This is a genomic window from Natronoarchaeum philippinense (assembly GCF_900215575.1).
Lineage (GTDB): Archaea > Halobacteriota > Halobacteria > Halobacteriales > Natronoarchaeaceae > Natronoarchaeum > Natronoarchaeum philippinense.
Genome location: NZ_OBEJ01000002.1, coordinates 554,960 through 579,462, shown reverse-complemented (window position 1 = coordinate 579,462; position 24,503 = coordinate 554,960). Strand labels below are relative to the sequence as shown.

The following is a 24,503-nucleotide window of genomic DNA, read 5'->3' as shown; positions in this document are numbered from 1 at the left end:
AGATGGTACTTTCCCTTCACAGGTACTCGACGGTCGCCGACAGGTAACGCTCTGAGTACGTCGGAGAACCCGTCCCGGAGTCAGGCAGCGTCGGCCGCGTCAATCTCGGCGAGCAAATCTGTGAGCGCCTGCTGCGCCGCCGCCTCGCGGACGGCCTCACGGTCGCCGTCGAACTCGTAGCGCTCGACGGTCGCGTACGAGGACTCGCTTCCCCACGGACCGGCGTAGGCGACACCGACGTACACCGTCCCGACGGGCGTCTCCTCGGTGCCGCCGCCGGGTCCGGCGACGCCGGTGACGCCGATGCCCCACGTGGTGTCGGCCGTGTCGCGGACGCCGCGAGCCATCTGTCGGGCGACGGGTTCGCTGACAGCGCCGTGTTCGTCGAGCGCTTCGCGGGAGACGCCGAGCAACTGGCGCTTGGCGTCGTAGGCGTAGGTGACAAGCGACCGATCGAAGTAGTCGCTGGAGCCCGGCACCGCGGTCAGGAGCGTTCCGATCAGCCCGCCGGTACACGACTCCGCGAGCGCGACCGTCGCGTCGGCGTCGCGCAACGCCTCGCCGACGCGTCGTTCGATCGGCTCGCCGCCGTCCGATCGAGCCGCGTCCCGTTGTGCCGCGTCCACTGCGGCGTCGTCGCCGTCGCCGCGATTCGCGTTCATACGTCGTGCTCTCGGCGTACGGGCTTGAAACCCCGGTCAGTCGGTGCCGGCGCTCGGCGTCTCTCGAAAGAATCACTGTCTCCCGCGCGCACCTGCCGGTATGGAATACGAGCGCCCGCTGTTCTTCCGCGTCATGCAGTACGCGGCCCGGGCCGACAGGGATGTCGTCGGCATGGTCAGTGGCAACCCCGACTGGGAGCCGCCAGCCGCGCTCCGCGAAGGGCTCGCTGAGTATGCCGAAGCAGACATCGAGGCGTTCCAGTACCCGCCCAGCGAGGGGCTGACGAAGCTCCGCGCCGAGATCGCACAGCGCCGGGGCGTCGACATCGAGCAGGTCGTCGTGACCAACGGCGCGGGCGAGGCGAACTATCTGGCCATGGCCGCTGCGCTGGATCGGAACTCGGGCGACGAACTCCTCCTGACCGATCCCGTCTACCCGTACTACCCAGGCAAGACCGAACTGCTCGGCGGGACCGAACGATACGTTCCCGTCGCCGAGGACGGCCAACTCGATCCGGCCACCGTCAGAGAGCACGCGAGCGAGGACACCGCTGCGATTCTGGTGAACACGCCGAACAATCCGACCGGCGCCGTCTACGACGAGGCGACGATGCGCGAACTCGTCGCCATCGCCGAGGACAACGACGCCCTCTTGCTCAGCGACGAGGTGTACGACCACTTCGACTACTCCGGCCGGTTCGCCAGCGCGCTCGGCGTCGACTCCGAGCACCGGATCGTCACCAACTCTTTCTCGAAGTCGATGGCGATCACCGGCTTCCGCGTTGGCTATGCCGTCTTCCCCGAGGCACTGGTCGACGACGCCAAGACTCGCCACATGCTCGTCAACGTTGCCGGGAGCCAGCCCGCCCAGCGCGCGGTCCTGACCGCGCTTCAGGAGACCGGTCCCGACTACTACGCCGACAACCGAGACCTGATGGCCGAGCGCGTCGAGACGTTCACCGCCGCGCTCGACGACGCCGGCGCGGAGTACACGACGCCAGACGGCGGCTTCTACGTGCTGGCGCGCTTCGATGACTTCCCGGGCACGCTCGACAACGTCGAGCGCCTGATCGACGAGGCCGGCGTCGCGGGGATGCCGGGCGACGCCTTCGGCTCGGCGCGCGAGGACTGGCTCCGATTCGCGCTGGTGACGCCGCGCGTCGAGGAAGCCGCGGATCGGTTGGCCGAGTATTTCCGGTAGGCCGGTCGACGGGGGTCCAACCAGCGATTACCAACCATCCCGGGGCACGTACAGCAACCGATCGGCGGCGTCCTCGACGGCGTTGGGAATCTCGTCGAACGCCGTCACGAACTCCTTGAGCAGCTTCGGATCGTCGACGCGAGGGTCGCCGAACAGTCGTTCGAGCAGTTCGTACTTGCGCTCGTCGCACTCGCGTTCGAGCGTGCGGACGCGCTGGCACTGCCCGCCGATGTCGTCAGGAGAGGTCTGCAGCCATCGCGTTTCGATGGCGCCGACGAGCATCTCGGTCGCCTCGACGGTCGCTCGAGCCATATCCAACAGCGTGCCGGCGACCGACACTGGAAGCGCCGGACGGATTGCGGCGAGTTCCTTGGCGAAGCGCTCGGTCCGGGAGACGATCCGGTCGATGTCGTCGAGCAACTGGAGCGTCCCGGCGTTCGTGGCGCCGTCGACGCCGCTGACGAGGGAGTGTCGCAGACTGCGCACCGTCGCATCACACTGCGATTCGATGGCGTCGATCTCTGCTACCGTCTCCTCGAACGCTTCGTCGTCGCCGCGATACTGGCTCAACAGCGTCGGTAGCTGACCCACACACTCCCGTACGGACTCGACGAACGCTCGCAGTCGCGTTGGGTCCGCGGCCGACGCCGCTTCGTGCGATTCCATGCACCGAATTCGTCTCTCTGCTGCGTAAACGGTTGCTATGATGGGTGTATGGCGCTCGGTAGCGGTACGTAGCGTCCGATCCGAGTTGGACCGACGAGTACACAAGTCCTTGGCCGATACCCACGGGCATGAGTTCACTGGACGTCGAACCCGTCGAGAGCGTGGACGAGGAGTCCTCGGCGGCCGACCGCTCCGAGCCGGACGACGACTCGCGCATCGACGTGGGGACGGCGGATGACCTCTCGCCGGACGCCCCCGAGTACGTCCTCTACGGCGGGAAAGGCGGCGTCGGAAAGACGACGATGGCCGCCGCGACCGCGCTGACCAGCGCCGAGTCCGGCGCGGCGACGCTCGTCGTCTCGACCGACCCGGCCCACTCGCTGTCGGACACGTTCGAGACCGAGATCGCGCCCCGTCCCGAGCGCATCCGCGACGACGTGCCGCTGTGGGCGGCCGAGATCGACCCCGACGACGCCATGGCCGAGACCGCCTCTGTCTTCGGGATGGGCGACCAGTCCGGCGGCGCTGGGGGTGCTGACGACCCCTTCGGAGACGGGCAAGCGGGCGGCGAAGCCGGCGGTCCTGCTGACGGTCCGACGGGAGGGCCGGCCGGCGGCGCCGGCGGCCCGCTCGGCGGGCTGGGCGACCTGCTCGGCGGGGACGGCCCGATGGACGCGCTGATGGGCGGCGCGATGCCGGGCGCCGACGAGGCCGCGGCGATGCAGTTGCTCGTCGAGTACATGGACGACCCGCGGTTCGATCGCGTCGTCGTCGACACGGCGCCGACGGGCCACACCCTACGCCTGCTCGAACTGCCCGAGATCATGGACACGATGGTCGGGCGGATGGTCACCATCCGCGAGCGCATCGGCGGGATGATCGACGGCGTCAAGGGAATGTTCGGCGGCGACGCGCCGGGCGACGAAGACGGGATCGACGACCTCCGGGAGCTACAGGACCGGATCGAGAAACTTCGCGGGACGCTCCGGGACCCATCGAAAACCGACTTCCGCGTCGTGATGGTACCCGAGGAGATGAGCGTCGTCGAGAGCCAGCGCCTCGTCGGCCAGTTAGACGAGTTCGAGATTCCGGTCGGGACCGTCATCGTCAACAAGGTGATGGAGAATCTCGCAGACGTTACCGACGACGTGGACGCCTCGCAGTTCGTCTCGCCGAACCTCGATTCCTGTGAGTTCTGCCAGCGCCGCTGGGACGTCCAACAGGACGCGCTCGCGTCGGCACAGGATCTGTTTCGAGGTCACGAGATCAAGCGCGTCCCGCTGTTTGCCGACGAGGTTCGAGGCGAGGAGATGCTTCGGATCGTCGCTCGCTGTCTAGACTAACTTTCGGACGACGCCGTAGAGCTTGTCCTGCATCGCGTCGGGGAGGAATCGAGCGAAGACGCCGTACTTGGCGACGGGCCCGACCGGGTAGCGCGCCGGTGGCGCCGTCCGCGTCGCGGCGTCGAGAATGGAGTCGGCCACCTCGCCGGCCGAGACGGCGCCGACGCCGCCGCCACCGAGCACCTGCGAATCTTCGACTAGATCGTAGAACCACTCGTAGGCGCCCGAGCGCTCGGCGCCCTCGTCTGCGCTTTCGACCGCACGGTTCTCGAACTGCGTGTCGACCGGGCCGGGCTCGACCAGCACCACGTCGATATCGAACGGATCGACCTCTGCCCGGAGCGCGTCGCTCATCGCTTCGAGGGCGAACTTCGAGCCGCAGTAGACGCCGTTTCCGGGGTAGGAGATCCGGCCGGCCACGCTGGAGACGTTGACGATCGTCCCGGTCCGGCGCTCGCGCATGTGGGGGAGGACCGCCCGAATCAGCCGGTGGGGGCCGTAGACGTTCACGTCGAACTGCTCGCTGACGACCTCGGTCGGCACTTCTTCGATCGGGCCGAGCTGGCCGTAGCCCGCGTTGTTGACCAGACAGTCGATCCGGCCGGTCTCGGAGATCGCTTGCTCGACGACCGCTCGGCACTGGTTCTCGTCGGTCACGTCGAGTTCGGCCGTCTCGCAGCCCGCGTCAGCGAGATCCGAGATGTCGTCGAGATCGCGGGCCGTGGCGTAGACCGTCCACTCCTCGTCGAGGAACTGGAGCGCGGTCTCGCGGCCGATCCCCGAGGAACAGCCGGTGATCAGGGCGGTCTTGCGGACGCTCTGGCCCGATCGCTCGTCGTCGCCGACCGATTCGTCGGATTCCGTGTCTGCCATGCCGGACCGTTCAGTGGCGAAGCAAAAAAGCGTGTGCGAATCGGTGATGTCCGAGGTACCCGGCTACGGCATCCGGTCGCGGCGGGGCGACGCCGCCGGTCAGCCGTCGAACAGCGACTTGGCCTCCTCGGCGTAGGCGTCGGCGCGGCGGGTCGGCTCGGGAAGTTTGTACCCATCCGTCAGCGCGGCGACGAGCGCCGCGGCGGTGTCGGCGTCGACGCGGTGGCCGGGGCTGACGATCAGCGGGTTGATCGACCGATTTCCCGAGTCGTACTGTCGCGTCTGGACGGCGTGGCCGATCACGGTCCCCGCCGCAGCGGTCACGTCGGCGTCGGCCTCGATCGGCACGCGGGCGCCCTCGGGGAGATTGTCGGTCGTGTCCGTCGGCGTCCCGCAGAGCAAGCTCTTTGCGACGCCGACGCTCGGCACGTCGAAGACGACGCCCATGTGGGTGGCGAGCCCGGCCTCGCGGAAGTGGATCCGCCCGCTGCCGTCGAACAGCACGAGATCGGGCTCGACGGTCAACTCGGCGACGGCGTCGACGATCGGCCCGCCCTCGCGGAACGAGAGCAGCCCGGGGATATAAGGAATCGACAGTTCGGAGACGGCGTAGACTCTCTCGACGATCTCGCCGCCGCGCGAGACCACGATCGCGCTGATCGCCCGGTCGTCGAGAAACGCCTGATCGACGCCGGCAACCAGCGGCGGCCCCTCGCCGGGCGTCGAAAGCGGGCCGTCGGTGACCGCCGCGGGGTCGAACGATAGATCGTTCTCGAAGGAGGCTTCGGCGGCGATCTCGCGCTGGAGCGCCTCCATCTCCTCGCGGGAGAGCGCGGGATCGGGGAGCAGATCAGGGCGTTGGACTGAGAGCATGTGGCAGAGAACGTAGCGGCGTCAGAATCGGCCGCGTCCGGGACCGCCGGGGCCGCCGGGACCGCCCGGCCCGCGCCCGCCGCCCATCTGTATCTGGTTCGGCGTCCGGATCTCGTTTTTGACGTGGTTGCCGTACAGCAGGCCGATTGCGAGGCCGATCAGGTGGGCGAGGTGGCCGACGCCGGGGGCGATCCCCGCGCCGATCCCCAGCACCGAGTATCCGGCGTAAAACACCGTGAGCAGCCAGATTGGGACCGGGAGAATCATCCAGATGTACACCTTCAGGTCCGGATTCAGAACGGTTAGGACACCCATCAACGCGAGGGCGGCCCCGCTGGCGCCGAGTCCGAGCGAAGGCTCACCCAGCGCAAGCGCGATGAGGGTCTGTCCAAGTCCCGCGAGGACGCCGCTGACGAGGAACAGCAGCGTGAAGTCCCGGGAGCCGATGTAGTCCTCGACCAAGCGGCCGAAGAAGTAGATGATGATGCTGTTGACCGCGATGTGGCCGAAGCCGCCGTGTGCGAACACGGAAATCACCCACGTCCAGACGTACTCGATGTGGAACGTGTTCACAGTGAACACAGCCGGCCAGTATCTGGAGACGTTCAACGTCGCCTCTGCAACCAACTGCGCCAGAAACGTCAGCCACATCAACACGAGGAACACGTAGGTCATGTTCCCGCGGAAGTAGCCGAGCGGCCCGCCGGGGCCGGTGTCGATGCCGAGTCGCCGCAGCAGGCTCTTTGAACCTCCGCCCTCGTTCTGAACGCTGTCGTCGAAGCCGCTGTCGAAGACGCCGTCCGGGTCGTTCCACTGGTTCAGGCCCGGACAGTCGTGGTTCTCCGGCAGCCGGTGTTCGGAGCAGAACGTGCCGCCACACTGGCTGCAGTTGTACGGCATGTTCTCCTCGCGCCCACACAGTTCACACGTCGCCATTTGCAGGAGTTTCGGGAGGCGGTCCAAAGGGGTTTGCGGTCCCGCGCACTACTTTCCGGTGTTCGAACGGGTGAATAGAGGATCGCGGGCGATGGGAGAACATCCTGTCCGAGCGCGCGAGTGAGTTTTTTGATCGTTCGGCCCCGACCTACGGCCGTGAAAGAGTACGAGCGCAAGCAACTCATCGAGCGCCTCGACCGGGAGGGCGCGACGGTGGGCGCTGAGATCCCCGAGCGCATCGAGGTTCAGGGCGAGCCGGTCGATCTGCGGCAGTTCGTTTTCGAGATCAAGCGCCGCGAGACGATCCCGTCGGGCGAACGCGAGCGCGTCGATCAGGCGAAAAAGAACCTGCGCCGGGAGCGTCTCCAGCGCCGCCAGCAGATCGAGGAGGGCGACATCTCCTTCGAGGAGGGCGAGCGCCTCGTGCGCTCGATCATCGGCATCGACCGGGCGCTCAACGGGTTGGAGAATCTCGGCCCGACCGATCTCGAACGCGAGCAGCAGGCGACCGAGGCCGCCGACCGCAAGCGCTGGATGTCCTTTCTCAAGCAGGCGCTCGGCCACGAAGACGCCAGTTCCGGACGGCTCGGCGGCGGCGCCGGACGGGGGCGAGGACGGTGACGAACGACGACGCCGTCGCGGGAGCCCTAGAGGAGATGGCCGACCTGCTGGAGGCCAACGACGTGGAGTACAAGCCCCGCGCGTACCGTCGGGCCGCAGAGAACATCCGCGATCATCCCGCCTCCGTCACCGATCTGGCGGCCGACGACCCCGCTCAGCTCGACGAGATCGACGGCGTCGGCGACGCCATCGCCGAGAAGATCGTCGAGTACGTCGAGACCGACACGATCGGCGAGCTAGAGGACCTGCGTCAAGAGCTTCCCGTCGAGATGGAAGCGCTCACCCGGGTCGAGGGCGTCGGCCCGAAGACCGTCGGGACGCTGTATCGGGCCCTCGGCGTCCGGACGCTCACCGACCTCGACCGGGCGGCCCGCGAGGAGAAGATCCGCGAGGTGTCGGGCTTCGGCGCCAAGACCGAGCAGAACATCGCCGAGAACATCGAGTTCGCAAAGTCGGCCCGCGAGCGCGAACTGCTGGGCGACGGCCGACCGCTCGCGGACGCCTTGCTCTCGCATCTGAGCGAGCACGAGACGGTCGAGCGCTGCGAGGTCGCCGGCTCGATCCGACGCTGGAAGGACACCGTCGGCGACGTGGACGTGCTCGCGGCGAGCGAGGACAGCGAGGCCGTCGTCGAGGCGTTCACCGACTGGGAGCGCGTCGAGGACGTGATCGAGGCCGGCACGCACAAGGCCAGCGTCCGGGCCGGCGGCGGCGTCCGCCTCGATCTGCGCGTCGTCGTTCCCGACGAGTTCGGCAGCGCGCTCCAGTACTTCACGGGGAGCAAAGACCACAACGTCGCGCTGCGCAACTACGCGCTCGACCGGGATGTCAAGCTCAACGAGTACGGGGCGTTCGACATCTCCGAGGTCGGGGATCCCGACGCCGACCAGCGCGTCGGCGAGCGCATCGGCGGCACGACCGAGGAGAGCATGTACGAAGCTCTCGGCCTCCCCCGGATGCCGCCCGAGATCCGGCAGGGAACCGGCGAGATCGAAGCCGCCGCCGAGAACGACCTACCCGACCTCCTCGGCGAAGACGACGTGCGCGGCGACCTCCACACCCACTCCGACTGGTCCGACGGCGGCTATCAGATCGAGGAGATGATCGCGGCCGCCGCCGACGTTGGCCACGAGTACCTCGCGGTGACCGACCACGCCAGCGGCCCCGGCATCTTCGGCAACACCGGACTGGACGACGAGGAGCTATTGGAGCAGATCGACGCGGTCCGCGAGGTCGCCGCCGACCACGACATCGAGGTGCTGACCGGCGTCGAGACGAACGTCGACGCCGACGGCGAACTCTCGACGGGCGACGACGTGCTCGACGAACTCGATCTCGTCGTGGCCTCGCCACACAGCGCGCTCGACGCCGACGGCGACGCGGGGACCGACCGGCTGATCGCGGCCGTCGAGCACCCCGCGGTCGACGTGCTCGGCCATCCCCACGGGCGCCTGCTCAACCAGCGCTCGGGGTTGGACCTCGACGTTCCGGACCTCGCAGCCGCGGCGGCCGACGCCGACACCGCTCTCGAAGTGAACAGCAACCCCGCGCGGCTCGATCTGTGGGGCCGCCCCGTCAGAGCCGCCATCGAAGCGGGTGCGCCGATCGCTATCGACACCGACGCCCACAGCCCCGGCGAGTTCGAGCACGTTCGCTACGGCGTCCACACGGCCCGGCGCGGGTGGGCCGAACCGGCGGACGTGCTCAACGCGTGGTCGATCGACGATCTGCGCGAGTTCCTGCACTGACCGATGAAACTCCTTTTGGACGCGATGTGTGGCGGCCTGCGCGCCTATCTCCGGATGGCCGGGCACGACGCCGCGTACGCGCTCGACCGCGACGCCGAGGCAGACAGCGCCGTGCTGGCGCTGGCCGACGCCGAGGATCGGACCGTCATCACGCGCGACGAACAACTGGCCGCCGCCGGCGGCGGCATCCTGCTGACCGAGCGCGAGTCGGTCGACCAACTGCGCGAACTCGCCGTGGCGGGCGTCGACCTGACGCCGGACGCCGAGCCGTCGCGCTGTGGGCGTTGTAACGGCCGGCTCGACGCCGTCGATCAGAATTCCGGTACCACCGAACTGCCCGAGTACGTCCCCGATGACCTGCCACGCGCCGGCGTCGACGCCGAGCCCGATCTCTGGCACTGTCGGGACTGCGGGCAGTACTTCTGGAAGGGAAGCCACTGGGCGCGCGTCGAGCGGACGCTCGCCGACGTGCGACGTGCAACCGAAGGCGAGTAAAACGAGACCGAGAACGAGCCCAACGCGTCTGAACTACCCGTTTGGCTCCCACTGGTCGCAGGCGTCCATGTCGTCCATGGCGGCGTCGTGGTAGCCACAGTAGGGTACCATCCCGTCGCTGGAGCGCTCGTACCGGAAGTGCTCGCAGTTGCCGCAGTATCGGTCTGCCAGATCGCGGTCGGCGTTCGACGCCGCGGCGTCGCCCGATTGCTCGTCCAGCGGGAACGAGATGTCGGCGGTGGTCGCGCCGCCGTCGCTCGCCGGACTCGACGCCGTTCCGAACGCGCCACCGTTTCCGGACGACCGACCGCGGTCGCCTCGCGTGCTCGTCCCCGATCCGTTCGATCTGCTGGACCGCGAGCGGGTCGCGGATCGCGTTTCGTTCGGTCGGTTGGTTTGGGTTTCGACGTTGCCGTCGGGCGTCCCCCCGAGCATGCCGACGCCGCCGAGGCCGTTGTCGCGGATCTCCGAGCGCTCGACCTCGACGACGCGCGTCTCGCCCTCCTCGGTGGTGAACTGCATCGAGACGGTTCCGCCGGGCGCGTTGCGCTCTTTGAAGTTGGCGATGCCGACGAACAGGCAGCCAAGCGTCGTGATCACGCCGATGAAGTAGACGCCGACGACGATCGCCGTCAGCTCCTGTCCGTAGTCGAGCCAGTGGTCGGGGTAGGCGTACCAGAACAGCGCGACGCCCAGCACCGCGATGCTCGCGCCGATGCCGGCGGCCGCCCGAAGGCGGACGCTCGCGGGCAGCACCGTCGAGACGCCGACGAAGATCGCGGGGACGCCGAGCCCGGCCAGCAGGCCGCCGTACCGGTACGGCGCGAACTCCCTCTCGATCCCCACCAGTCCGGCGAGGCCGGTCGTCGCAACGAGCATTCCCACGACGGTCACCAGCGCGCCTGCGAGAAACAGGCCCGTGCCGAGGTACAGCCGTCGGACGTTCCGGACCTCCCCGACGTGCCCTTCGTAAACGTCAGCGAGGCTGGTCATGCTTGCCACTTTGTTGCTCCGGGTACATAACACTACGTCAGACGCTCACTCGTCGTCGCCGCGTCACCTATTGGCGGCGTCTCCATGCGATGAAACAAAAACCCCTCGACGGCGTTCGACCGCTTCACGTTCGCGCACGGAGACCACACGCTAGCGATGTAGCGAAACGAAAAGCATAATCGACGGGCTGTCGAACGTCTGAGCATGTCAGACGACGCCGACGAAGAGGAGGACGCTCCCGCCGTCGAACTGGGCGAGCGCACGCCGGTCGAGGGCGCGCCGCTCGCGCGGGTCGCCTCGCGCCTCGAGTGGCCGATCCAGAAGAGCGAGATCGTCCGCAAGGAAGGCGAGGTCACGATCCGAACGCCCGAAGGCCCTCAAGAACTCGGGGACGTGCTCGACGATGTCGAGACGACGTACTTCTCGCGCCGGCAGGACTTCGTCGCCGATGTCGAGGATGTCGTCGGTACCGGCCCCGTCCAGACGAGCTGAGGCCGTCCGCCCGTGACAGATGTCGCTCGGACCGTTCGCCATCGGTTCGAATCGCTCACGTGGGTTCAGCGGGCGTTCATCGGCGCCGCAGTGCTTTTGTTAGCCTACGTCCGCTGGTCGACGCCGACGCTGAGCGCTCGCATCGTCCGTGACCTCGTGCTGCTGGTCGCCGGGCCGCTCGCGCTCGGACTGCTACACGGCCGGCGCGTCGGCTGGACCGTCAACCGAACGGCCCTGCGCGACACCGTGTTGCTGGCGCTGTTCGTGCTGCCCTTCTACGTCGTCGGCTCGTCGCTGCCCTCGATCAGGACGTTCTACCCGCTCTGGGAGACGACGCTGGCACCGGGCGAGTTCCTCCCCCACGCCATCAAGCTGTTCGCGCTTGCGCTGGCGACCGAGACGTACTTCAGAGGGCTGCTCTGTGTCGGCGTCCGCGACATCGGCCCCAAAGCGGTGTTCGTCAGCCCCGTCGTCTACGCGCTGTTGCACTCGGGGAAGCCGCCGATCGAACTCGCACTGTCGGGGCCGACTGACGTGCTCTTTGGCGCCGTCGACTACAACAGCGGGTCGATTCTCCCTTCCGTTGTCGCCCACGGCTGCGGGCTGGTGTTGCTCGACTGGCTGGTGCTCCGACCGCCCGTGTTTCCGCCCGAGGCCGTGTTGCGCTGGCTCTCGTGGGTTCCGATTCCGCTCTGATCGGACGATCACGCCGATCGGACGAACATGTTGGGGACTATCGCTACCCGGTGGCAGCGCTAACGCTCTTGCATGGCGGGCTTTCCCTCACCCTTCGGCGGCGACGACGACGCGCTGTTCGACGGCTACGACGAGTTCGTCCCCGAGCACCTGCCCGATCCGGGACCGTTCATCGAAGAGCAGGCGGTTCTGGCGGGCGAAGATCACCTCGACTTTCACGAGATCACCCGCGAACTGTTCGAGGAGCGCACGGTGTACGATATGACGTTCAACTACAACCTCGCCCGGTTGAACTTCGATACGCGCCACGAGGGGGCCGGCTACCGATACGCCGAGGAGACCGACGCGAGCGACCTCGACGGTCCCGATGCGGGCGATCGGTCGGTGCTCCGGGCGGAGTTCACGCCGACGACGCCGTTTTGTCCCCAGACCCACACGCTAACGATCGGCTCGTTCCGGGCCTGGAACGGCCTCGCCGAGCGTCACGAGTACGATCTCGTCCGGGTGCGCGCCGCACCGATGCACCACCAGAGCCGGGCGATCAACGAACAGTTAGCGAACCTCGAAGCCGAGCTCGTCGAAACTGGCGAGGTGCCGGACGGCGACGGCTCCGACGGGCTCGGAGCGATGCCCGCGGACGACTCGATCGACGACGACGCCGTTCCGGGGCCGAGCGCGCCGTTCTGACTGCACTGTCGCTGTCCCGCGAACAGGTCTCCTTCGGCGTCACGCCGCCGCGGCTACTCCGGCGTCGACGCGTCCTCGCCGTCGGTCCCGCCGCCGACCAGCAGTTCGCGGAGCGTGTGCTGGCCGTGGTTCCGGAGCACCAACGCGACGTTGACAACGAACAGCGCAGCGCCAAGTCCTGCGAGCGCGCCGCCGACGGGCACCAGCCACTCGGGCGCCGTCAGCGCCGCGGCGCCGAGGGCGTCGCCAGCGAGCCAGTCCGACGCCGTGATCGCGGCGAAGCCGGCGAGTAGCAGCGCGAAGTCAGCCGCAGCGAGCCGGTCGTCGTAGAGGTCGTCGATCATCGGCACGTCCTCGAACCCGAGCAGGTCGCTGTACCGGTGGACCCAGACGATGAAGGGGACGACGTGGTACACCGTGCCGAGCACGACGAAGCCGACGGCGCCGAACGCGAGCAAGTGACCGGTGCCGGGCGCGCCGAAACGGGTGGCCGGGTCGAGCGGCGTCCGGAGCCACGCCGGAAGGGTCAGGAGCGCCCACAGCGCCAGCGCCGGCGCGGCGACGGCGTACCGCGAGAGCATCGGCGTCCACTCCACGCGCGTCTCGTAGAGTCGTCTGGCGAGCACGACGCCGACGCCGAGCAGGCTCAGCGCGACGAGCGCTCCCCCGAGCCGGGCGATCGGCGCTGAAGCGGCGAGTCGGCCGCCCGCGAGTGCCAAGACGCCGACGGGATACGCGACTTCCTCGAATCGCCGGATCGACACGTCGACGCCGTGGAGTTCGGTCTGTGTGAACATCGTCGCAAGCTGGTAGAGCGCGCCGACGACGGTTGTGAGCACGGCGCCGAACACCCCCAGCGTGGCGTGGGCCGCGACGACATCGCCGCGGGCGATGCCGAACTCGAACAGGAACGGCCGGGCGAAATCGAGCGCGAGCAGGAGGCCGAGCGTGGTGAGGAGCACGAAAAACCCCAGCGCGGCGGCGAAGTGCCGTTCGGTCACGTCGAAGTGCTCGACGGCCGCGAGCGTCCGGCCGACGTTGTACGCGAACGTCCAGAAGCCGAGCACCATCGCGGCGCCGAACCACGGTAGGACGGCGGGACGCCACTGCTGGAGGCCGACGACGAAGCCCACGAGGCCGACGGTGACGAGCCAGAGCTGGACGACCGCGAGCCGCCGGGAGTGTAACTCGACGCCGGACCAGACCGGCACGAACTGCGTCATCGCGCCCATGATCGTCACACAGACCCAGCCCACGAGCAACAGGTGGACGTGGGCCAGTCCAGCCAGTCCCGAAACCCGACCGGCGGCGTCGCCGAGGCCCAGCACGATCCCCGCCAGCAGAAACGCCAGCGCGACGACGAAGTGGCGCAACGGAACGGTCATCGGCGGCTGTCGGTCGGTGTCGACGTTGCCGGGGACGGCGCTCATAGGCGGGGATAGCGCCCGAGCGTCCGTCCGGGTGGTCCCGAACATATTCGTCACCGAGGCGCTCCGGCGTCCTCGCGTGGGCAGATGGGCTAGCACCCGGCCCGATCACCTTGATCGGGGAAACGCTTAGGCGAGTGTGGGTACAACGTAATTACAACGGGTTGCCATCGACATGGGAACGAGACACGTCAATTTCCGACTACCGGACGAACTGCTGGAGAAAGCCGATGTCGCCGCCGAGGTGACACACAAGAACCGAACGGAGATCGTCACCGAGGCGCTCCGGGCGTACCTCGATACCGTCGAAGACGACGAGGCGTTCCGCGAGGCCGTCGTCGAACTGTATCTGGACGGCGAGATCGAGTTCTCGACGTTGAAAGAGTTCGTCGGGCGGCAGGACGCCGAAGCCGTGCGGGCCTCGAAGACGCTGCTCGATCAGGGCGACGAGCTGGCCGAGGATCTCGCTGATCTGTAGATGATCGTCGCAGACGCCAGCGCGCTGCTCTCGCTGGCCGCGGGCGATTCGCTCGGCGTCGTGCTCGCCGAGTTCGACGTTCACGCGACGACGGTCGTCACGTCCGAAATCGAGGCGACGACCGAGTACGACGACGAACACGCCGACGCTGCACGGACCGTGCTCGAAGCGCGCGACCGGTTGTCCGTTCACTGTATCGACGAACCGGGCGTGATGTCCTCACGGGTCGATGCCGGCGAAGCCAGTTGTGCGTCGCTCCTCTCCGACATCGGCGCCGAGTTCCTGATCACTGACGATCTCCGTGCGCTGCCCGAACTGCAGTCGCTGGTGGACGCGAAAGTTGCAATCTCACCGATCGTCCTCCGAGCGCTGGTCGAACGTGGTGTGCTCGAAGCCGACGACGCCCGAGAGCGAGTCGAGACCATCGCGGAGCGTCGGGACTGGCTCGGCGCGCCGATCTTCCGGCGGGCCGAGGCGCTGTTCGAGGATATCGAGTAGACGCCGGCGCCCTCAGAAGTCGGTCAACTGCGCCTGCAGCCCCGCCACCATGTCCGACTTCCGGCGGAGGTCTGCGATCGAGACGGGCAGCTGCGGGCCGAGCCCTTTGATCGCCCCGTGGAAGCTCTCGGCGGTGGCGTACTCGCCGGCCAGTTCTGGCGGCGTCTCCGGACCGGCCGGTGACTTGCGGCCGGCGTCGGCGTCGAACGCGTTCCGGACGCTCTCGCGGATCTGCCAGACGCCGACGGGCGCCCAGTAGTCGTCGGTGACTTCCCGAAGCACGATGCACTTTGCCTGCCGATCCTCGTCGGCGAGGTGTTCGAGCACGCCCAGTCGGGAGGCGTAGTACGCGCCGGCGGTCTCGTCGACGTAGCCGGTGCGACCCTCGTACCCCTCGGAGGCGCTCGACATCCAGTAGCCCGTGTCGGTGTTGGGATTCCAGACGCTGCCGGGCGCTTTCATTTCGACCAGTTCGAACTCCCACTGCCCCGGCGAGAGGACGATCCAGAAGCGGTTGCCCATGAACTCGTTGTACCAGACCTGCGTCTCGTCGATCGACGGCGAGTTGCGGATCTGGCCCCGGAGATACTGACCGATCGTATCGTCGACCGCGGTGATCGACCAGCGCGTCGGGACGAGTTTGCGATTCTCGCCCTGCCCGAGCGCGCCGGCCGAGAGGATCTTGTTGATGTCGTACACGTCGAACCCGCGGCGATAGAGGTACGTCATCGCGCCTTGGGCCTGCCAATCGTCGTCTTCGAGGGTCTTTTTGACCGGTTTCGGGACGTAGGGGTTCTCGGTGAGATCGACCGACTTCGCGTCGACGTTCGGGCCGGTTGGCGCGGCGATCTCGTCGACGTCCATGTCCAGTTCGGGCCTACCGTCGAGTCCGATCTCCACGTCGACCGGCCGGTCGGCGATAGCGACCTCGCGCTGGGCACCGACGAAGCCGTCCCAAACGTCTTCCACGTCGACTTTCGAGCGCCGACGGGAGTTCATCAGCCCGGTCCGGCGCTGGAACACGTCGTCGATCGAGTAGCCCTGCTGGTACCAGTTCCCGTCGGTGACGTAGTCCGCGGCGTCGTCCTCGTCGCCGACCGGCGAGAGCACGCCCGTCGACACGTCGGGATACCCCGTTCGCCCGACGAAGATCGAGGGCGAGGTCGAGCCGACCAGCGAGTCGCCCGTGACGACGTCCTCGAACCGGTCCTCGACGCGGTCGATGTAGTCTGTGATCTCGTAGGACTTCTCCTCGGCGAGACGCCGTCGCTCGGCGGCCTCGTCGCGCTCCAGTCCCTCGACGAACTCGTCGAGCCGCATTCGCCAGTAGTTGGCGCGTCGCGCCTATGAATGTTCGTCTCCCGGCGTCGGTGCGTCGATGGCCGAGTGTCAATCGAACGGATAGATCTATTGGGTATCAAATACAAGCGTGTGGATATGAAGCGGTTGTCCCTCCTCATTGTCGTACTCGCAGCAGTCGCCACGGGCGCCGCCTTGGCCGGTGCTGGGCCGTTCCAGAGCGACGCCGAGCCGACAGGTCCCCCCGAAATCGAGTCGTTCGAGATCACCGATCGAGGCTGTCAAGACGATGTCCGCAAATTCTCGTCGTCGAGCAGCGGGACCGACGGTACCGAGTTCGGAACGATCGACACGGCGACGCCCGAGACCGAACTCTCGGCTCAGATCCGCAGAACGTCGCCCGAGGGCGCAGCGATCACTACGTACCGAATCGACCTCCGAACGCACGAAACGACCACCGCAAACGAGACGTGTCCCGGTCGGATCGCGTACCGGATCGAGTACGACACCCACGCCAGCGACGACACCGTCGGCCACCGCGTCGCAACGACCGTCGACGGACAGACAGTGAGCTGTGGTGGGGCCACGTCTGGGCCCGACCTCGGCTGTAATCGATTGATGACTGAGTCGACGACGCACTGGTCGAACGAATCCGACGCCGCGGCGTGAGTCGATCGAGGTCGGGCTTCGGCGCGATGACGCCGGATCGGCGTCGACAGAGTCCAAAACCAGCAGGTGCTCCGAATGCGGGAAAGCGGTGAAGAAGGCGGGAGATTAACTGTGGATGCCCATCGCCTCGATCTGCTCTTGATAGCGGTTCCGGATCGTGACTTCCGTCACCTGAGCAACGTCAGCGACTTCGCGTTGGGTCTTTTTCTCGTTGCACAGCAGCGAGGCGGCGTAGATGGCGGCGGCTGCGTAGCCGGTCGGGGACTTGCCCGAGAGTAGTCCTTCCTCGGCCGTCGTCTCGATGATTTCGTTGGCCTTCGTCTGGACCTCTTCGGAGAGTTCGAGTTCAGAGCAAAAGCGCGGGACGTACTTTTTGGGGTCGACGGGTTTCATCTCGAGGCCGAGTTCTTGGGAGATGTAGCGATACGTTCGGCCGATCTCCTTTCGCTCGACCCGGGAGACCTCCGAAATCTCTTCGAGACTGCGCGGGATGCCTTCTTTCCGACAGGCGGCGTACAGCGCCGACGTGGCGACGCCCTCGATCGAGCGCCCGCGGATGAGGTCTTCTTTGAGCGCGCGCCGATAGATCACCGAGGCGACCTCGCGTACCGAGCGGGGGACCCCCAGCGCGGAGGCCATCCGGTCGATCTCGCTGAGCGCGAACTGTAGATTACGCTCGCCGGCGTCTTTGGTCCGAATTCGCTCCTGCCACTTGCGCAGCCGGTGCATCTGACTCCGCTTCTTCGAGGAGATAGAGCGACCGTAGGCGTCCTTGTCTTTCCAGTCGATCGTCGTTGTCAATCCTTTGTCGTGCATCGTCTGCGTGGTCGGGGCGCCCACGCGCGACTTCTCTTGGCGCTCCTGATGGTTGAATGCGCGCCACTCTGGACCGGGGTCGATCTTCTCCTCTTCGACCACGAGGCCACAGTCGTTACAGACGAGTTCGCCCCTGTCGGAGCTCTTAACGAGGTTATCGGAGTTGCACTCGGGACACTCCCGGACCCCCTCTTCCTCCTCCTCTCCTTGCTCCGTCTCGTGTTCGCGCTCCCGCTGGCGGGTGGACCGTGTCATCGCACTTTTATAGTAGTATCATCGAGGCACTTAAACCCTCGGTGGGAATTCTATTCTATCCCAGAGGACAGAATAGGGGCCGAAATCATCGAATCGGAAGACTGCGGCCGATTACCGGTAGTAACGGGCGATCGAGAACGGAAACACATATATCCCGAATCGCTTGACCTTCCGTCAATGCCGACGATCGAATGTGACGCCGAGCGCGCTCGGGAGCGGCTTCTCGACGCGGGCGTCGAGGTGGCCGAGGGCAACACCGACCACGAGCGATGGCGCGCCTCGCGGGGAGACGCCACGGCCGTCGCCTACGACGGCAAGGTCGTGATTCAGGGAGCAAATCCACAGGACATCGAGGCGATCCTGCGCGAGGAAGGCGGCCGGGCCCACGTCTATTTCGACGGGGCGAGCCGTGGCAACCCCGGCCCGGCGGCGGTCGGCTGGGCGATCGTCACCAGCGACGGCATCGTCGCGGAGGGCGGCGAGCGTATCGGTGAGACGACGAACAACCGCGCGGAGTACGAGGCGCTCGTGCGCGCGCTGGAGATGGCGGCCGACTACGGCTTCGACGAGGTCGACGTTCGGGGTGACTCGGAACTGATCGTCAAGCAGGTCACGGGCCAGTGGGACACGAACGATCCGGGACTCCGTGAGCGACGAGTCAAAGCGCGGGAACTGCTCGACCGATTCGAGACGTGGTCGCTCGAACACGTACCGCGGGAGATAAACGAGCGCGCCGACGACTTGGCAAACGAGGCGCTGGACGGCGAGTGACCGATCCGGCGACCACATCACGATGTCAGAGCTACCGACAGATGTCAGTGAGGAAGCAGAGCGCCTGACCAGACTCGCCCGGGAAGCCGTCGACGAGGACGAGGCGGCGGCCTACCGCCGCAGACGAGCGAGTCTGCTCGACAACCACGAGTTCACCGCCCGAATCCGCGAGGACGAGACGGGCGACGTGCTCGTGTTACATCCCGAGGAGTGGATCGAGGACGGCCGGATCCATCCCGATCGGATCGAGGACACCGATCGTGCGACCGAGATCTCACTCGAAGGCCCCGGCGACCCCGACGAGTGGGACGACGTGCGGGACCACAACGAGGCGATCGCCGAGCAGGTACGGGACGCACACGGCGACGTACACGGCGACAACGCCGCTGCGTTCGCCGATTTCATGCAGAACCATCTGGCCAAGCCGGTCGAATCGGCCACGGGTGAGGAAATCCAGACGTTTCTCAGCGAGTATTTCCCACGTAACGCGTGGCCGTCCGAAACGCAACAGGCCGAAATCGATCGGTCGATCGAACTCGTCTTCGAGACTGCAGACGCCCGACTCCCCGAGTTTTAGAGCTGGTCGTCGACGAGCGTTCGGAGGTCCTCTGCTCGATTCTCGTCGGTGACGACCTTCGAGAGGGCCCATTCGAACTGGTCGAACACCGCAGCTTCACCGTCGTCGGTGAGTTCGTACTGGTTCGTTCGCTTGTCGAGTTCGCTCTTCTCGACGAAACCCAGTTCGACGAGCTCGTCGAGATTGGGGTACAGGCGCCCGTGGTTCACTTCGTCGCCGTAGTACGATTCAAGCTCTCGCTTGATTGCGAGACCGTACATCGGTTCTTCGGCGAGAATGGTTAGAATATTTCGCTGAAACGCTGTCAGGTCGCGTGCGACTCCCTGTTCGGTGATTGTCCGTGCCTCTGACATGGCTGAGTGTGTGAATGTAACCAGGATATTTAACACTTCGTAACTATTCTTCGATATCAATTCGTAATATGCGGGTCAGTAGCCACTGGAACGGGACGGCCGTTCGCAACTCGCGTCCGGCCGACACCGTCGTTTCGTGGCCGTTTTTGTCCGTATTGATGCTCGGGGCAATGCCGAAAATGCTTTTTGGCCGCCTCGACGATCCGTACCTGCAATGACGAACCTCTGGGAAGATCTGGAGACGGGACCGAACCCGCCCGAAGAGATCTACGCAGTCGTCGAGTGTCTCAAAGGCGAGCGCAACAAGTACGAGTACGACAAGGACGTGCCCGGCGTCGTGCTCGACCGCGTGCTCCACTCGAACGTTCACTACCCTTCGGACTACGGGTTCATCCCGCGGTCGTACTACGACGACGAGGACCCCTTCGACGTGCTCGTGCTCGTCGAGGACCAGACGTTCCCCGGCTGCGTGATCGAGGCCCGTCCGGTCGCACTGATGAAGATGGACGACGACGGCGAGCAAGACGACAAGGTCATCGCCGTCCCCACTGAGGACCCCCGCTACGACCACGTCGAGGGCCTCGAAGACCTCTCGGACCAGCAGCTCGACGAGATCGAGGAGTTCTTCGAGACCTACAAGAACCTCGAAGCGGGCAAGGAAGTCGAGACGCTCGGCTGGGAGGACAAAGACGCCGCGAAGGACGCCATCGAACACGCGATGGACCTCTACGACGAGAACTTCGACAGCCCGCGCAACTGAGCCGTCGTTCGAACTTCGTTTTTTCAGCGCCGTCGTGACGCCGCTGGCCGGTCGCCAGATCGCCCCGACAGCCAACACTGGCGTCTCCACGGCGGCGTCGCGCGGTTTCGGCGTCGCCCACATGCACCGGAGGAATACTGCGCCGATCCGGTCATGTGTTATGAGCATGGGTAATCTTTTGGGCGTCCCACTCCTACGTCCAGCCGTGATGGCTACGAGAACACCGCCCTCGGACGATCGCCGCGAAGACGGGCCCAGCGTCGGCATCGCTCATCCGACCGTCGTTCCGGTCAACTTCGATTCGGAGACGACGCCGGACGCCGAGGACCGCGACGAGGAGTGACCCGTCCGGAGAGCGTGCGCGGCGGCGTCTCGACGCCGCGACGGCTCGACTCCTGCAAGCATTGACGCGATCGGCGACGAGCGGCCGTTCTCGCACCCGAAAAGAACCTTCTTGTATCAGTCCACTCAAGGGGGCAACATGGGTCTCTTCGATCGGTTGCGCGGCGACGACGCCCCGCGTGTCGCCTTTTTCGGCATCGACGGCGTACCGTATAGCCTGCTCGCGGACCACTTCGACGAGTTCGAGAATCTGGCGGCGCTGGCCGAGGACGGCGCCGCCGGTCCGATAGACAGCATCGTCCCGCCCGAATCCTCCGCCTGCTGGCCGGGCCTGACGACCGGGAAGAATCCCGGCGAGACGGGCGTCTACGGCTTTCAGGACCGCGAAGTCGGCTCCTACGACACCTACGTTCCGATGGGTCGGGACGTGCAGGCCGACCGCGTCTGGGACATCGCCCAAGAGGAGGGCCGCGACGCCACCGTGATGAACGTCCCCGTCACGTTCCCGCCACAGCGAAACGTCCAGCGGATGGTCTCTGGGTTCCTCTCGCCGGGTATCGACAAGGCCGCCTACCCCGACGAGCTGGCCGAGTATCTGGACGGCATCGATTACAAGATCGACGCCAACGCCAAGCTCGGCCACGACGACGACAAGTCCGCGTTCATCGAGAACGCCCACAAGACGCTCGACGCCCGGTACGAGGCGTTCTCGAACTACGTCGAGCAGGACGACTGGGATCTGTTTTTCGGCGTCTTCATGACGACCGATCGTGTCAACCACTTCCTGTTCGAGCACTACGAGAAAGACGGCGAGTACAAAGAGGAGTTCCTCGAGTTCTACCGCAAACTCGACGACTATCTCGGCCAACTGCGCGAGCAACTTCCCGAAGACGTGACGATGGTCGTCGCCTCCGACCACGGCTTCACGACGCTCGAACACGAGGTCCACTGCAACGCGTGGCTCGAAGAGAACGGCTGGCTCGACTTCGAGGACGACGATCACGAGGAACTGGGCGACATCTCCGACGACACGACGGCGTACTCGCTGATTCCCGGTCGCTTCTACATCAATCTGGAGGGCCGCGAGCCCCGCGGGAGCGTCCCCGAGGAAGACTACGAAGAGGTCCGACAGGAACTCAAGGAGGAACTCGAAGCGCTCGAAGGCCCCCACGGACCGGTGGCCGACCGCGTCGTCGAGAAAGAAGACGCCTTCCGCGGCGACCACGACGACATCGCGCCCGATCTGGTCGTGATCCCGAACCACGGCTACGACCTCAAGGCCGGCTTCAAGGGCCACGAGGACGTGTTCGGCAAGGGCCCGCGCAACGGAATGCACAGCTTCGACAACGCCTGCCTGTTCATCGACGATCCCGAGGCGACGGTCAAAGGTGCCGACCTGTTCGACATCACGCCGACGCTGCTCGACCTGCTCGACATCGAGTACGGTCGCGCTGACTTCGACGGCGCGACGCTGCTGTAGGCGACGCTGTCTTTTTCATCCCGCAAGCGGTCGACCAGCGGCGTCGCTCGGCGCCGAAGCCACCGCGTCGAGGGGCACAAACGAAATCGGGGGACTGACCGCTAAAACAGGCCGTCGAGTTCGTCGTTCTGGAACTGTTCGGTCGGGTCGCGCTCGGGTTCGTTTTCAGCCTTCTGGGCCTCCCGCGCGCGCTGCATGAACTCGTCGATCCGGTCGGAGCGCTCGACGCCGCCGAGCAGCACCAGCGCGGCCAGTTGGTCGGACTGCAGCGGGAAGTCCCCGCCTCGGACCTGCAGACTGCCGGTTTCGTCCTCGACCATCCGGCGAGCGCGCTCGACGCCCTTGCGCGGGATGGCCTCGGGCTTGCCGGCGACGACCAGCAAGGCTGCGTCGGCCGTCGTCGCGTCGGGCAGGCTGGTGCCGGTAAAGAGCGCCTTCCGAGCGGTGCTCGTGACCGTGTTGATGTTGTCGGCGCTGTCGTCGCTGGCGGCGGCGCTGGCGTAGCCCAGCGCGGCGACGCCGCCGTCGCGCAGCGTGTTGATCACTTCGCTGGAGTCGACGACGCTCTCGCCGACGCCTTCGACGGCCTCGCCGGAGGCCAGCAACAGCCCGACCCGACGGGCGATTTCCTGATTGATCGCATCGAACGCGCCCTCGACGCTCTCGCCGGCGTCGTGCCACGCGTCGTTGTCGATCAGTAGGGTCGCGTCGGCTTCCCGCGTCAGCGTCTTCAGCGAGCGCCCGGCGTTGGCCTGATACAGCGAGCCCTCGTCGCGGCCCGGCAGGATGCCGAGCGCGTAGACGGGGACGCTGTAGACCTTCGAGAGTTCGCGGGCGAGCACGGGCGCGCCGCCGCTGCCGGTGCCGCCGCCGAGCCCCGCAACGACGACGATCGCTTCGGCCTCGGCGGTGATTCGGCCGTCGAGCGAACTCATCACCTGATTCGCGTCTGCCTGCATCACTTCGGCGCCGAGTTCGTTGTCGCCTCCGACGCCGTGTCCGTTCACCCGGTCCTGCCCGACGAGCACGGTATCCAGCGAAAGCGATCGGAGGTCCGCCTGTGCGCTGTTGACCGCGAGGGCGCCACGCACCGCGCCGAAGTCCATCTGGTCGTCGAACGCGGCGATGGCTTCGGTCACCTTGCCACCAGCCTGTCCGACGCCGACGAGGGCGACTTTCATACAGTTGCCAATTCGGGCGGCGGCCATGAACCTTGTGCTACCACACCCTTATGTCGGATCGGGCGGCGACCCCGGACCGTGACCGACATCGACGCGGTAGACGAGCGACTCAGAGCTGTCGAGCGTGCTGTCGCCGACGGTGACGCCGACGCTGATCTCGTCGATCCGACGGGCGAACTGACCGAGCGCGTCGACGACCTCGAATCGACGACGGCAGAGATCGAAGCCGGACTGCAAGCGGTTCGGGGCTACGTCGGCGAAGTGCGCTCGACTGACGACGATCTCGCGGCACGAGCCGACGCTGCGCTGGCGGCCGTCGACGATGCCGAAGACGGGCTCGACGACATCAGGGAGCGCCTCGACGCCGTCGAGAAGAGACTGCAAGACGGCGGCGTCGAGATGCCGAAGCCGTCGCAAGACGCCGAGAGCGATGGTTCCCGCCCAGACGCTGATCGCGGTGGTGATACCTCGGACATCGGCCGCGACGACGCCACTCCGAGCCCCGATCCCTCCCCACGCGGCACCGACCGGCCCGGTGATCGCCGGCGACCGCCCACGAGAGGCGACGGGGCTGCAACAGAGCACGCGACCGACCACCGAACACGAAACGCTCCGAGGCAGCCTCGACAGCAACGTCAGCCCGCCGGGTCGCAGACTGCTACCCCCCGATCCGCCGATACCCGTCGCCACTGTCCTCACTGCGGCGTCACCCGAGGCGACGACCACACCACTCGGCCCGACCAACCAGAGAACCACCACAGCGACGAGCGTGACGCTGACCCGATCGAGGACGTCGACGAGCAGGGGATCGTCGCCCGGCTCAGGAACGCGCTGTGATCCGTCGCACGCTGCTGGCCACCCTGCTGTCGGCCGCGCTGGCAGCCGCCGCGACGCCGGGAATCGACCGGGCTCGCGTGCGCCGCGCCAACGGGGGGATCGAGACTGCTGTCGACCGTCTCGAAGCCGCCGCGCGCTCGGTCGCGGCCGACGAGGCAGTTCCGGAGGGGCGGCCCGGCGCCCGTCGCGTCGTCGAGATCGAACTTCCGGGCGGCGGCTGGGACGAAGCCGAGATCGACGCTGCCCGGCTCGACGCGCGGTCCGAACGCACACTGCTGTTCAGCTACCGAATCGGCGGCGGCAAGCGGCGCGTCCGTCGCATCAGCACCCCCGTTGCGATCACTACCGACGGCGACACGCCGGTCGAACTCGACGGAGCGGGCCCGCACGAAATCGCCCTCTCGCTGCACGAAGACGAGCGCCGTCGAATCGTCGTCGAGCGCATCGCGTCCGAGAGATAATCCGGACCGACCG

At 66.7% G+C, this 24,503-nt stretch carries 29 protein-coding genes; 18 read left to right on the top strand and 11 right to left on the bottom strand.

Annotation, left to right across the window (positions count from 1 at the left end):
- Positions 1 to 80 precede the first annotated feature (80 nt).
- A complete protein-coding gene (locus CRO01_RS09775; protein WP_097008939.1) occupies positions 81 to 662 on the bottom strand; it encodes a CinA family protein in 582 nt (193 codons plus the stop codon).
- Between the two features lie 100 nt (positions 663 to 762).
- On the opposite strand from CRO01_RS09775, the gene CRO01_RS09770 reads away from it, so the two are divergent.
- Positions 763 to 1,863 carry a pyridoxal phosphate-dependent aminotransferase gene (locus tag CRO01_RS09770; RefSeq protein WP_097008938.1) on the top strand — a complete coding sequence of 367 codons (1,101 nt, stop codon included), beginning with the start codon at positions 763 to 765 and terminating at the stop codon, positions 1,861 to 1,863.
- 27 nt (positions 1,864 to 1,890) lie between these two features.
- Here CRO01_RS09770 and CRO01_RS09765 read toward each other — a convergent pair whose 3' ends face one another.
- A complete protein-coding gene (locus tag CRO01_RS09765) occupies positions 1,891 to 2,529 on the bottom strand; it encodes a DUF47 domain-containing protein (protein ID WP_097008937.1) in 639 nt (212 codons plus the stop codon).
- Between the two features lie 128 nt (positions 2,530 to 2,657).
- Here CRO01_RS09765 and CRO01_RS09760 point away from each other — a divergent pair, with 128 nt between their 5' ends.
- Positions 2,658 to 3,872, top strand: a complete 1,215-nt coding sequence (locus tag CRO01_RS09760; RefSeq protein ID WP_097008936.1) for an ArsA family ATPase — start codon at positions 2,658 to 2,660, stop codon at positions 3,870 to 3,872.
- Here CRO01_RS09760 and CRO01_RS09755 read toward each other — a convergent pair.
- From CRO01_RS09755 to CRO01_RS09745, 3 genes are all read right to left on the bottom strand, one after another.
- Complete coding sequence (locus CRO01_RS09755) at positions 3,864 to 4,745, bottom strand: SDR family oxidoreductase (RefSeq protein WP_097008935.1); 882 nt, start codon at positions 4,743 to 4,745, stop codon at positions 3,864 to 3,866. The genes CRO01_RS09760 and CRO01_RS09755 overlap by 9 nt on opposite strands.
- Positions 4,746 to 4,844: 99 nt before the next feature.
- Complete coding sequence (locus tag CRO01_RS09750; RefSeq protein ID WP_097008934.1) at positions 4,845 to 5,618, bottom strand: endonuclease V; 774 nt, start codon at positions 5,616 to 5,618, stop codon at positions 4,845 to 4,847.
- Between the two features lie 21 nt (positions 5,619 to 5,639).
- On the bottom strand, positions 5,640 to 6,554 hold the full coding sequence (locus CRO01_RS09745; RefSeq protein ID WP_097008933.1) for a rhomboid family intramembrane serine protease: 915 nt from the start codon (positions 6,552 to 6,554) through the stop codon (positions 5,640 to 5,642).
- Positions 6,555 to 6,710: 156 nt separating this feature from the next.
- Between CRO01_RS09745 and CRO01_RS09740 the strand changes: the two genes are divergently transcribed.
- Genes CRO01_RS09740 through CRO01_RS09730 form a run of 3 tightly spaced genes read left to right on the top strand, consistent with a single transcriptional unit; the run spans position 6,711 to position 9,418 of the window.
- Positions 6,711 to 7,175 (top strand): DUF5788 family protein, encoded by a 465-nt coding sequence (locus CRO01_RS09740; protein ID WP_097008932.1) that lies wholly within the window; start codon positions 6,711 to 6,713, stop codon positions 7,173 to 7,175.
- Positions 7,172 to 8,923, top strand: a complete 1,752-nt coding sequence (gene polX, locus CRO01_RS09735; RefSeq protein WP_097008931.1) for a DNA polymerase/3'-5' exonuclease PolX — start codon at positions 7,172 to 7,174, stop codon at positions 8,921 to 8,923. The genes CRO01_RS09740 and polX overlap by 4 nt, the downstream gene beginning before the upstream one ends.
- 3 nt (positions 8,924 to 8,926) lie before the next feature.
- Positions 8,927 to 9,418, top strand: a complete 492-nt coding sequence (locus CRO01_RS09730; RefSeq protein ID WP_097008930.1) for a Mut7-C RNAse domain-containing protein — start codon at positions 8,927 to 8,929, stop codon at positions 9,416 to 9,418.
- Between the two features lie 33 nt (positions 9,419 to 9,451).
- Here the strand turns inward: CRO01_RS09730 and CRO01_RS09725 are convergent, their stop codons facing one another.
- A complete protein-coding gene (locus CRO01_RS09725; protein WP_097008929.1) occupies positions 9,452 to 10,411 on the bottom strand; it encodes a DUF7139 domain-containing protein in 960 nt (319 codons plus the stop codon).
- Positions 10,412 to 10,615: 204 nt separating this feature from the next.
- Here CRO01_RS09725 and CRO01_RS09720 point away from each other — a divergent pair, with 204 nt between their 5' ends.
- The 3 genes from CRO01_RS09720 (at position 10,616) to CRO01_RS09710 (ending at position 12,286) form a co-directional block, all read left to right on the top strand.
- Positions 10,616 to 10,903, top strand: a complete 288-nt coding sequence (locus tag CRO01_RS09720) for a DUF5789 family protein (protein WP_097008928.1) — start codon at positions 10,616 to 10,618, stop codon at positions 10,901 to 10,903.
- A 12-nt stretch (positions 10,904 to 10,915) separates the two neighbouring features.
- Entirely contained in the window at positions 10,916 to 11,599 is a 684-nt protein-coding gene (locus tag CRO01_RS09715; RefSeq protein ID WP_097008927.1) for a CPBP family intramembrane glutamic endopeptidase, read from the top strand.
- 72 nt (positions 11,600 to 11,671) lie between these two features.
- Positions 11,672 to 12,286, top strand: coding sequence for a hypothetical protein (locus tag CRO01_RS09710; protein WP_097008926.1), 615 nt, complete (start codon positions 11,672 to 11,674; stop codon positions 12,284 to 12,286).
- 53 nt (positions 12,287 to 12,339) lie between these two features.
- On the opposite strand, the gene CRO01_RS09705 is transcribed toward CRO01_RS09710, so the two are convergent.
- Positions 12,340 to 13,716, bottom strand: coding sequence for a hypothetical protein (locus CRO01_RS09705; protein WP_179747452.1), 1,377 nt, complete (start codon positions 13,714 to 13,716; stop codon positions 12,340 to 12,342).
- 172 nt (positions 13,717 to 13,888) lie between these two features.
- Here CRO01_RS09705 and CRO01_RS09700 point away from each other — a divergent pair, with 172 nt between their 5' ends.
- The gene (locus CRO01_RS09700) at positions 13,889 to 14,191 is read left to right on the top strand and encodes a ribbon-helix-helix domain-containing protein (protein WP_097008924.1); all 303 of its coding nucleotides are present in this window, start codon (positions 13,889 to 13,891) and stop codon (positions 14,189 to 14,191) included.
- Entirely contained in the window at positions 14,192 to 14,689 is a 498-nt protein-coding gene (locus CRO01_RS09695; RefSeq protein WP_097008923.1) for a hypothetical protein, read from the top strand.
- Between the two features lie 12 nt (positions 14,690 to 14,701).
- Here the strand turns inward: CRO01_RS09695 and nreA are convergent, their stop codons facing one another.
- The gene (nreA, locus tag CRO01_RS09690; protein WP_097008922.1) at positions 14,702 to 16,009 is read right to left on the bottom strand and encodes a DNA repair protein NreA; all 1,308 of its coding nucleotides are present in this window, start codon (positions 16,007 to 16,009) and stop codon (positions 14,702 to 14,704) included.
- Between the two features lie 117 nt (positions 16,010 to 16,126).
- Between nreA and CRO01_RS09685 the strand changes: the two genes are divergently transcribed.
- Entirely contained in the window at positions 16,127 to 16,657 is a 531-nt protein-coding gene (locus CRO01_RS09685; protein ID WP_097008921.1) for a hypothetical protein, read from the top strand.
- A 105-nt stretch (positions 16,658 to 16,762) separates the two neighbouring features.
- Here CRO01_RS09685 and CRO01_RS09680 read toward each other — a convergent pair whose 3' ends face one another.
- On the bottom strand, positions 16,763 to 17,728 hold the full coding sequence (locus CRO01_RS09680) for a transcription initiation factor IIB (protein ID WP_097008920.1): 966 nt from the start codon (positions 17,726 to 17,728) through the stop codon (positions 16,763 to 16,765).
- A 177-nt stretch (positions 17,729 to 17,905) separates the two neighbouring features.
- Between CRO01_RS09680 and rnhA the strand changes: the two genes are divergently transcribed.
- A complete protein-coding gene (gene rnhA, locus CRO01_RS09675) occupies positions 17,906 to 18,499 on the top strand; it encodes a ribonuclease HI (protein WP_097008919.1) in 594 nt (197 codons plus the stop codon).
- 22 nt (positions 18,500 to 18,521) lie between these two features.
- The gene (locus tag CRO01_RS09670) at positions 18,522 to 19,076 is read left to right on the top strand and encodes a DUF7108 family protein (RefSeq protein WP_097008918.1); all 555 of its coding nucleotides are present in this window, start codon (positions 18,522 to 18,524) and stop codon (positions 19,074 to 19,076) included.
- On the opposite strand, the gene CRO01_RS09665 is transcribed toward CRO01_RS09670, so the two are convergent.
- A complete protein-coding gene (locus CRO01_RS09665) occupies positions 19,073 to 19,429 on the bottom strand; it encodes a PadR family transcriptional regulator (protein WP_097008917.1) in 357 nt (118 codons plus the stop codon). The genes CRO01_RS09670 and CRO01_RS09665 overlap by 4 nt on opposite strands.
- 214 nt (positions 19,430 to 19,643) lie before the next feature.
- Here CRO01_RS09665 and CRO01_RS09660 point away from each other — a divergent pair, with 214 nt between their 5' ends.
- The 3 genes from CRO01_RS09660 (at position 19,644) to CRO01_RS09655 (ending at position 22,011) form a co-directional block, all read left to right on the top strand.
- Positions 19,644 to 20,189, top strand: coding sequence for an inorganic diphosphatase (locus tag CRO01_RS09660; protein ID WP_097008916.1), 546 nt, complete (start codon positions 19,644 to 19,646; stop codon positions 20,187 to 20,189).
- 208 nt (positions 20,190 to 20,397) lie between these two features.
- Positions 20,398 to 20,532, top strand: coding sequence for a hypothetical protein (locus CRO01_RS17025; protein WP_259370014.1), 135 nt, complete (start codon positions 20,398 to 20,400; stop codon positions 20,530 to 20,532).
- 138 nt (positions 20,533 to 20,670) lie between these two features.
- Positions 20,671 to 22,011, top strand: a complete 1,341-nt coding sequence (locus CRO01_RS09655) for an alkaline phosphatase family protein (protein ID WP_097008915.1) — start codon at positions 20,671 to 20,673, stop codon at positions 22,009 to 22,011.
- A 101-nt stretch (positions 22,012 to 22,112) separates the two neighbouring features.
- Here CRO01_RS09655 and CRO01_RS09650 read toward each other — a convergent pair whose 3' ends face one another.
- Positions 22,113 to 23,192 carry a tubulin/FtsZ family protein gene (locus CRO01_RS09650; RefSeq protein WP_097008914.1) on the bottom strand — a complete coding sequence of 360 codons (1,080 nt, stop codon included), beginning with the start codon at positions 23,190 to 23,192 and terminating at the stop codon, positions 22,113 to 22,115.
- A 78-nt stretch (positions 23,193 to 23,270) separates the two neighbouring features.
- Here CRO01_RS09650 and CRO01_RS09645 point away from each other — a divergent pair, with 78 nt between their 5' ends.
- Both CRO01_RS09645 and CRO01_RS09640 read left to right on the top strand, forming a co-directional pair.
- On the top strand, positions 23,271 to 24,029 hold the full coding sequence (locus CRO01_RS09645) for a DUF7310 family coiled-coil domain-containing protein (RefSeq protein ID WP_097008913.1): 759 nt from the start codon (positions 23,271 to 23,273) through the stop codon (positions 24,027 to 24,029).
- A complete protein-coding gene (locus CRO01_RS09640) occupies positions 24,026 to 24,490 on the top strand; it encodes a DUF7311 family protein (RefSeq protein WP_097008912.1) in 465 nt (154 codons plus the stop codon). The genes CRO01_RS09645 and CRO01_RS09640 overlap by 4 nt, the downstream gene beginning before the upstream one ends.
- Positions 24,491 to 24,503 lie beyond the last annotated feature (13 nt).